Source organism: Moorena sp. SIO2C4 (assembly GCF_010672485.1).
GTDB lineage: Bacteria > Cyanobacteriota > Cyanobacteriia > Cyanobacteriales > Coleofasciculaceae > Moorena > Moorena producens.
Genome location: NZ_JAAHGN010000193.1, coordinates 1 through 9,045, shown reverse-complemented (window position 1 = coordinate 9,045; position 9,045 = coordinate 1). Strand labels below are relative to the sequence as shown.

Annotated in this window: 5 protein-coding genes; 3 read left to right on the top strand and 2 right to left on the bottom strand. The window is 43.4% G+C overall.

Annotation, left to right across the window (positions count from 1 at the left end; genetic code table 11):
* Positions 1–438: 438 nt before the first annotated feature.
* Entirely contained in the window at positions 439–867 is a 429-nt protein-coding gene (locus F6K20_RS12845; RefSeq protein WP_008181875.1) for a hypothetical protein, read from the bottom strand.
* 183 nt (positions 868–1,050) lie between these two features.
* A complete protein-coding gene (locus F6K20_RS12840) occupies positions 1,051–1,545 on the bottom strand; it encodes a TIGR00725 family protein (RefSeq protein WP_287264796.1) in 495 nt (164 codons plus the stop codon).
* A 322-nt stretch (positions 1,546–1,867) separates the two neighbouring features.
* Between F6K20_RS12840 and F6K20_RS12835 the strand changes: the two genes are divergently transcribed.
* From F6K20_RS12835 to F6K20_RS12825, 3 genes are all read left to right on the top strand, one after another.
* On the top strand, positions 1,868–7,744 hold the full coding sequence (locus F6K20_RS12835) for a tetratricopeptide repeat protein (protein ID WP_287294909.1): 5,877 nt from the start codon (positions 1,868–1,870) through the stop codon (positions 7,742–7,744).
* A complete protein-coding gene (locus tag F6K20_RS12830) occupies positions 7,725–7,871 on the top strand; it encodes a hypothetical protein (RefSeq protein WP_154659734.1) in 147 nt (48 codons plus the stop codon). Before F6K20_RS12835 ends, F6K20_RS12830 begins: the two co-directional genes overlap by 20 nt.
* Before the next feature lie 174 nt (positions 7,872–8,045).
* Positions 8,046–8,840: a sulfotransferase domain-containing protein gene (locus F6K20_RS12825; protein WP_287294908.1), complete on the top strand. Its 795-nt coding sequence runs from the start codon at positions 8,046–8,048 to the stop codon at positions 8,838–8,840.
* Positions 8,841–9,045 lie beyond the last annotated feature (205 nt).

The following is a 9,045-nucleotide window of genomic DNA, read 5'->3' as shown; positions in this document are numbered from 1 at the left end:
TGGAACGGGCATCTTGGTGGCACGGGCATCTTGGTGGAACGGGCATCTTGCCCGTTTCCTGCCGCAACCTTCAACCTGACAACCTTCAACCTGACAACCTACCCTACTCGAACGCCAAAGGCGAACAACATTTTTGAATTAAGAATGTAGAATGTAGAATGTAGAATTTAGAATGTAGAATTTAGAAAAGGACTTACGCATTTGGTCCCCACGGGGGCAAATGCGTAAGTCCTAAAATCAATAGGAGTAGGGTGGGCATCCTGCCCGCCGGAAAAGATTAGGAAGAAGCAAGATGCCTATTCTACAAGACTCTTCAATTCATTCCATTATTAAGTAATGCCAAAATAGGAACAGGCAAGATGCCTAAAAAGATTAGAAGCAAGATGCCTATTATACAAGACTCTTCAATTCATTCCATTATTAATTAACGCCAGCTCACTAGCACCAACTAAATGAAAAACTCTGTTTTATCGAGTTCCACTCTCGAACTAGGTGGGTTTCACTTGGCCTTAACTTACGCCCCTTTAACTCAGGGTGACTAGCATAGAATACCGCATCGATTAATGCTGTAATTGTCTCCCGGTAATCCTTCAAGTCATAATCATAGGTTACATCATCAGCATAACAGCTAGGTATTTCCCTCCAGACAATCCTGTCTTTCAAAACTTTTTTAATAGCTAACCACTCTTTTTTGTACTGTGTTTGATGAGACTTGATATTCTTGTCTGACATTTCTGGATTAGCCTGCCAAAAATAAAAGTTAGTAAACCGGTCTAGTACAGACTCGGGAACACACGCAAGTGCTTGACTATGGAAAACAACGGAGGCGGAAATAATCGATAAGCCTAGAGATTTAAATTTGAGCATTGTCCGAAATCGTTACACTTATTTCTTTAGTCTTCTTTCTCTATAGGGGGTCTTCAGTATCTTTTGTGCATTAGTTCCAGTGCGATGCTCCTTTGGAGCCGCTACGCGAACGCATTTGTAATCACTCAAAAAAACTGTTGCACTGACACACTACTTGTGATCCGGCCTAGGTGTGAAACAGATTTAATCCTGACTTAAAATAGTTTTAACCAACTCAATAGCAGCCTCTGGACTTGTTGCCAGAAATACATTCTCCTGGGACAGACTACAGAAAAACTCTTGACTCTCTGGATGGTCACTCAACAAAACAACCTTTTTCCAACTTTTGAGAGCCAGAGCAATTTCCGAGGCTGTTCCTATTCCCATTCCACAGGCAATCACCACATCACTGGAGAGTACATTAATCGTATTGCGAGCATTGCCCATATCCGTAACGATGGCAATATCGACAGCATCAGACATGGCCCTAGTGTCGTTGCTGGGTAAAATCCCGATAGTTAACCCACCAACCATTTTGGCTCCCCGACTGGCAGCATCCATCACTCCCACATTTCTGCCACCGGTTAGCAGTACCCAGCCATTATCAGCAATGAGTTGACCGAGACGATAAGCACGATTAATGTCAGTAGCAGTGGCCTTGTCACCGGGCCCCATTACCCCAACCACTATTTTTCTCATCGGTTATTTAAGTCTCAGAGACTGTTAATAAAGTAACTCTTTTGACAGCTATAGTATGAAGCTTCTGTAAAAGTTGTGTAAAAATTCGGTAAAGGTGTGCCTAATTGTGAATTGAATCACACCAATAATTGCGACTTATCTGCTAATAATTTCGTTTGCAAATAATGTCGTTAACAAAACCGCGTGAGCAATAACTGATTAACCCATTTTTTAAAAATTATTAGATATAATTCCTAGCGATATCTAATAATTAGATATTGACTACTGTTCCCTACTCCCTACTCCCTACTCCCAGATCAGCTGTTCTCTGTTGCCTTTGGAAATGTTCCATCGACTCAAACGATACTTTCTGACTAGTTCGGCATCCCCCAAACATGGCCTGCTGCCCTCAATGGCAGAAGATACCTTGCTCACTCCCCATCGACTCCATTATCACCATTGGCATGGGAATAATGGTCATCTCCCCCCTGTTGCGTTAGTTAACTGGTTATCGACATCAGAAGCATCTAGAGAACAACACAAGAATCATCACAGTAATCAGCCTACGCAACTAGAAACTATTCCCTTAGCAGGAGAACAGAAAACAGCAGAATCATGTATAAATCATGGGGATTACCTGTGGGCAAAAGGTCAACTAAATGAAGCAGTGACCCAGTATCACAAAGCCATTGAACTAGACCCTAAATCGAGTCTGGGTTACCAACGCCTAGGAGCAACCTTGAAGCAACAAGGTCAATTCGATCAAGCCACTGCTTACTATCGCAAAGCAATTAAATTGGCTGGACTAGAAACCATCGAGTTGGATCAGTCACAATCAAGAGAACCATCTATAGGTCAATGTGTTCCTAGCTCTAGTGAGCGCCACTGTAAACAATATCAGTCAGGAGGTCTTTTGGAAGCAGTTACGGTTTATCTACAACAGGCGCAGACTTACTTGAAGCAAAGACAATGGCAACAGGCGATCGCAGCCTGTGAGCGAGCCATTAAAATTGCCCCAGATACAGCCCAGGTTTACAAGATTTGGGGAAATGCGCTACAGTTCATGGGTCAGACTACTGAAGCTATGGGTTACTATGGCCAAGCTTTGGAAATTGAGCCGGATTTTGCCGAAGTTTATGCTAATCTCGGTAGCTTGTATGCCGGTCAGCAGGATTGGCAACATGCGATCGCATATTATCAAAAGGCGATTGAGCTAAAACCCGATTTGGCTGGAGCTTATCGCAACTTAGCTAAAGTATGGACTGAGGTGGGAAACCAAAAGGAAGTCCTTAAATGCTGTTATCATCAGCTGATGCTAGAGTTGGATAAAGCTAAACCAGAGGACTACCTTAATCTAGGACATCAGTTATTTAAGGAAGGTCTGGTAACAGAAGCGATCGCTTGTTACCGCCAGGTAATTGAGCGGAATCCCCAGTCGGTGGTAGCTTACCAAAACCTGGCAGAAGCCTTGAATCGCCAGGGGAAATGGCAAGAGGCAAATGTTTACTATCGTAAATTACTCCAATTCTATCGGACCGGTTCTCAGTTACCAGCTTCTGAGTTAACAGCTTCTGAGTTACCAGCTTCTGAGTTACCAGCTTCTGAGTTACCAGCTTCTGAGTTACCAGCTTCTGAGTTACCAGCTTCTCAGATAAATGGTCAGATAAATGGTCACACCCACAATCAAGCTAACTCCTCTGATGCCCTGAAACAGGCTATTGTTCCTGAATTGGTAGACAACCAGAAGCAGCAGCAGGTGTCAATCAATCCCCCATTACGTTACAGAGGAGGGGCGATAAAAGCATCAACTGTTGCCATCGTGCCTAGCCCATCTCAAATCATGGTTAATCCCACCAATCCAACCGTAAAGCCTATCCCTACTGCTCCAGAGCAATTAAAGCCAGAGCCATTAGACCGAGAGCCATTAGACCGAGAGCCATTAGACCGAGAGCCATTAGACAGAATCCGCGATCGCACACCACGACTTTCTCAAGGCAATCATTTCCTGCAACTTCCTAACTCTAGAGCGTCTCAGTCTAATCTAGACCAAGACCAAGAGCTTGAGTCGTTTATCAAAGCAGCTCAACAAAATCCAGATTCAGCTAAAGTCCAGGCAAATTTAGGCAGTGCTTATGCTCAGCGGCAACAGTGGCAAGATGCGATCGCATGTTATCAAAAAGCGATCGCAATTAATCCCAGCTTTGCTGGAGCGTACCGTAACTTAGCAAAAGTTCTAACTCAAACCAATCAACCAGAAGCAGCAGCAGATTATTGGTATCAAGCCCTGACATTGGAACCGAATACGGTATCGGCTGAAGAACACTTGAATTTGGGTAATACCTTAACCGCCCAAGGGAAATTAACCCAAGGGATAGCTTGTTATCGTCAGGCAATTCAATTGAAACCTAATTTGTCTGAAGCTTACCATCGACTAGGGGATTTGCTAAAAAAACAAGGACAAGGACAAGAGCAAGAGCTGCTAACCCTTTATCAGCAAGCAGTTCAAAACAATCCCCAAGATGCTAAAGCTTACTTCTATTTAGGAAACCTGTTCACAGAGGAAGAAGCATGGGAGCAAGCTGACCCTTGTTATCTCAAAGCCACTCAACTGCAACCGAATCTTGCACAAGCCCATCATAATTTAGCAGATACCTTAGTTAAGCAGCAACGGTGGGAAGAAGCAGTAACAGCTTACCGTCGAGCCATTGAGATACAGCCAGAGTTTTCCTGGTCTTATAACAACATGGGCGATGCCTTGCTTAAATTGGAACGGTGGCAAGACGCAGCGGATGTATTCCGAAAAGCCATTGAACTCAAACCAGATTTCCTGTGGTCTTATCAAAATTTAGGTGATGCCCTACAAGCCTTGGAGCAGTGGGATGAAGCAATTATTGCCTATCGCCGTGGGATTGAGGTGAAATCCGATTGGCCGTGGTCTTACTATAACTTGGGACAAGCATTAGCAAAAACTGGACAGTGGCTTGATGCGATCGCAGCCTATCGTAAAGCTATCGAACTTGACCCGAATTTTGCTAACGCCTATAGCCATCTCGGTGAAGCCTTAGCCAGAATTGGCGAGTGGGATGAAGCCATTATCTCTTACGAACAAGCCATTGATATTGACCCCAGTCTTCATGTTTCCGTATACCAGAATTTAGGGGAAGCCTTAGAACGAAAAGGATATAGTAATTCAGAATATAGTAATTCAGAGCTTAATAATTTAGAACTTAGGACAAAAGACGATAGCTCTAGGTTGCTCTTTGAACCAATCAATTCAGAGCTTAGGACAAAAGACGATAGCTCTGAGTGGCCTCACGTTTTCATTGAACCCTATCATCCCCCCCGAACTCTCCCCGATGGCAGCCCCTGGCCAAAGATATCGATTGTTACCCCTTCGATGAATCAAGGTGAGTTTATCGAAGAAACTATATTATCAGTGATTCATCAGCACTATCCCAATGTCGAACATATCCTAATTGATGGGGGCTCTACTGATGAAACCATCACCATTGTTAATCAATACCTAGAGCACCTTACCTATGTGGTTAGTGAACCGGATAGTGGCCAAAGTGAAGCCTTGAACAAAGGATTTGCGATCGCATCTGGGGAAATCTTGACTTGGCTTAATAGTGATGACCGATTAGCGCCAGGAGCTTTATATAGGATAGCACTAGCCTTTTACACCAGTGGTGCTGATGTGGTAGCCGGTGTCTGTCAACTGTTTAAAGATGGCGTAGCCCTAGAGCAACACTTGACATCCTGTGCTAATGGACTGATGTCCCTGGAAGAAATCTTAGATGTAGAAAGGAATTGGCTTACAGGGAAATTCTTTTATCAGCCAGAAGTCATGTTTACCCGCACCATTTGGGAAAAGTGTGGTGCATCAGTAGATCAATCCCTCTTCTACAGTATGGATTACGAGTTGTGGGCGCGATTTGCTGCCAAGGGAGCCACCTTACAGGTAATTGGTTATCCTGTAGCTCAATACCGTATCCATGAAAACCAAAAGACTAGCACTAAAGATAAGTATGAGCCGGAATTACTATCGGTATCAGAGGCACTGCGGACTTTATTCAACTGTCCTAAGTCTAAAGCGACAGAAGAGCCTGGGCAACGCCACAGCCTCCGCATTGTCTGCTTCAACGATACCGGATTTCTGGGAGGGGCTGGGATTGCTCACCAACGCATTGCCAAATCCTTAGCCTTAGCAGGACATCAAGTAATTCCCGTTGCTGGCACATTAGACTGGTCATTAACTCCCGTAGACTGCACAGGGTCAGAGGTCTATCAATTAATTGCTAGTCTCAATCCGGATTTAGTCGTAGTGGGCAATATCCATAATATTACCAATCCCTTGGACATTTTGGAAATACTTACCAGTCATTTCCCCACTATCTTTGTGATGCACGACCAGTGGTTACTTACCGGACGCTGTGCTTATGTAGGGGATTGTGAAAATTATACCACCCTATGTGATCACGAATGTCCCACTAGCCATGAGTACCCGAGCTTAGCATCAGAGAAAATAGCCGATGCTTTTGGTAAAAAACATCGGCTAATAGGGAGCTGTAAAAATTTGTTAGTCCTAGGGGATAGTAACTGGACGACTAATTGGGCTCGTTATGCCTTTGACTATCACCACCCTCGAAGGAATTTCCAAGAATGGGAAAGCAAATTTCAGAGCATTTACTATGGCATTGATTTAGATATCTTTCGGCCCTTAGACCAGGCAGAATCTCGTCGTCAGCTGAATTTACCTCAAGATAAATTTATTATACTCACTGGTAGTCAATCTGTAGACGATCAGCGCAAAGGGGTTAAGTATCTACTCAAAGCCCTAGACATTGCCAATCTCGATAATATCCTACTGGTTAGTTTTGGTCATGGCTCTGCGATCGCAGAAAACCTTGATATTCGGAGTACAGGATATATCGAGGACCCCTTTATATTAGCATATTACTACAGCGCTGCCGATGTATTTATTGGGCCATCCCTTCAAGAAGCATTTGGTCAAACCTTTATAGAAGCAGCAGCCTGTGGCACACCAGCCATTGGCTATGGAGTAGGTGGTGTCAAAGAAGCCATCAAGAATAGAGTGTCAGGACGAGTAGTGACCCAAAAAACCCCAGAAGCCTTAGCTAAGGTAATTAAGGAGTTATACTATGACCGGCACAAATTAGACCTGTTGGGGAAAACCGCAGCTATTTATATAGCCAACCAGTTCTCCTTACAGTCGAGCTATCACAGTTTTATGGTGGCCTTAGACCAAAGCGGTTGGGTCGATCAGCTCCAAATTCCCAGGGCAAGTAAATTTTTAGTAGACTCTCCCAAACTTACTCAACCCCTAGCGATTAAAAGCGGCATTCCCAAAAACAACAGTAGTATTATCTCTGGGGTTGGTATTCAAGGTTATACCCGTCAGGGTTTTGGAGCATTAGAGCAACCCTTGCCAGAAATTGGTCTTTTTCGCCCCAGCCAGTGGTTACTTTGGCCAGAGGGAGAGTTTGCCATCATTGCCGATAATCCCAGGAAAGGTCAGCTAGTCATTGCCTGCCGTAACGTCTCCCAGGGTCAGTTCCTTGAAGTTTGGCAACAGGGTAAGTTAGGATTGCGGGTGGCAGTGCATCACTCTGGGATCGATCAAGTTAATGTATTTACCCTACCGATTTCGTTACTTGAAGGCTTCAATTTATTTTCCCTGAAGACCGAGACCTATCATGTTGATCAGTCCAATCGTCATTTAGGGGTACTGATTGAGAGAATTACCTTTACAGAGCAACTCGATTGGGAACCGTTGCGGGAACACAATGAATTATCTATCCTTATGGATGACCATCTCAATGGGATCGGTTGGTTATCACCTGAAACATTAAATGGCACACCAGTTCGCTGGATGGAGAAAGTAGGTAGTGTGATTATTGACGGTATTAATACTATCAAGCCGCTTCAAGTGCGAGTTTCAGGAATGATGGCGATTGAGAAACGGTTTATTAGGGATATGGTAGTTAAGATAAATGGCAACGCTATTGATGGAGAGGTTCAGGAACAATCCGATAAATCTTGGGTGTTTGAAGGAATTATTCCCTCTGGCCGCCTAACCTTAAACGCTCCATTTGTGCTATCGATTGAATCACCAGGGGTGGGTCAGTTATCATCCATTGATTCGAGATTAGCTAGCCTATTAGTGAAATCAGTTACGATTGGAGCAGCTGAAGGTTAATGGTAAGCATTCAGCCGTCAGCCGTGAGCTTTTAGCTCACGCTGCGCGAACAGCCGTCAGCCATTCCCGTAGCGTGGCCAAGGCTAACGCTACCGGAATGGCTTATATTATTCAAAAGCACAATTAGTGTGCGCTATGGGCATAACCCGTAGCCTAGCCACAAGTTTTTGGCTGATAGCTGATAGCTGATAGCTGAATGCTTACGGTTAATGGGATATTCTTCAGTACCTAGTATAATAAGTTAAATCTTGACATAGGGAGTAGGGAGTAGGGAGTAGGGAGAAGAGTTTAAAGAGGTTTAATGGAAAAAATTATATATACACGAGACAATCAGAAAGTTTCTCTTGAGGTACCTCCCCCTGGTGATATTCCTAGTTTCTTCGTGTTCGCGCTCCACAAATCAGGGAGTGTGATGCAGGACAAAATTATTGAAGATATCGGTTTTACCTTAACTATACCACTGATTAGTGTTGCCAAGACTTCCTTTAATCAAGGGGTAGAAGAAAGTGCCTTTGGTAAGGAGATATGTGACCTTTTTGTCAAAACTGGATATGGCTTTTACGGCTCTCGATATCTCCCTGCCTATCTTAATCATTTCGATTTAAGTGGTTTTAAAAAGCTATTACTAATCCGCGATCCCAGGGATATTGTAGTATCCCATTATTTTTCCATGAAGAACAGTCATGTTATTCCCCCAGGTAAGGTAGGTGATGCCCTTTGGAAAAATCGCCAGCGACTACAAGATATGGATATAGACCAGTATGCCATTCAACAAGCACCTATATTTCGCAACATAATTCAAAGATACAGCAAGATTGAAGATCAGTTATTCAAACTGTTTAGGTATGAAGATATCGTTTTCAATAAGCGTCAGTGGGTTGCGGATATTATCACGTTTTTAGAATTAGAGCTTGAGGATAGCAAAATAGAAGAAATAGCTAAGAAGCACGATATTTTTCCAACTAAAGAAAATCCCGCATCACACATCCGTAAAGTTACCCCAGGAGATTATAAGGAAAAGTTAAAACCCGCTACTATTGATAAGCTTAATGAATGTTTTAAAGCTATTTTTATCAAGTATGGGTATGAGAATTAAGAATGTAGAATTAAGAATGTAGAATGTAGAATGCAGAATGCAGAATGTAGAATTTAGAATTTAGAATTTAGAATTTAGAATTTAGAATTTAGAATTTAGAAAGCATAATTCCCGATTCCCGATTCCCGATTCCCGATTCCCGTTCCCCTCCTGGGAGGGGTTAGGGGTGGGTTCCGATTCCCGATTCCCGATTCCCTACTCCAGA

Bases quoted from the DNA above. Each gene is read 5' to 3' on its own strand.
- F6K20_RS12845 (WP_008181875.1), bottom strand. From the start codon at position 867: ATGCTCAAATTTAAATCTCTAGGCTTATCGATTATTTCCGCCTCCGTT.
- F6K20_RS12840 (WP_287264796.1), bottom strand. From the start codon at position 1,545: ATGAGAAAAATAGTGGTTGGGGTAATGGGGCCCGGTGACAAGGCCACT.
- F6K20_RS12835 (WP_287294909.1), top strand. From the start codon at position 1,868: ATGTTCCATCGACTCAAACGATACTTTCTGACTAGTTCGGCATCCCCC.
- F6K20_RS12825 (WP_287294908.1), top strand. From the start codon at position 8,046: ATGGAAAAAATTATATATACACGAGACAATCAGAAAGTTTCTCTTGAG.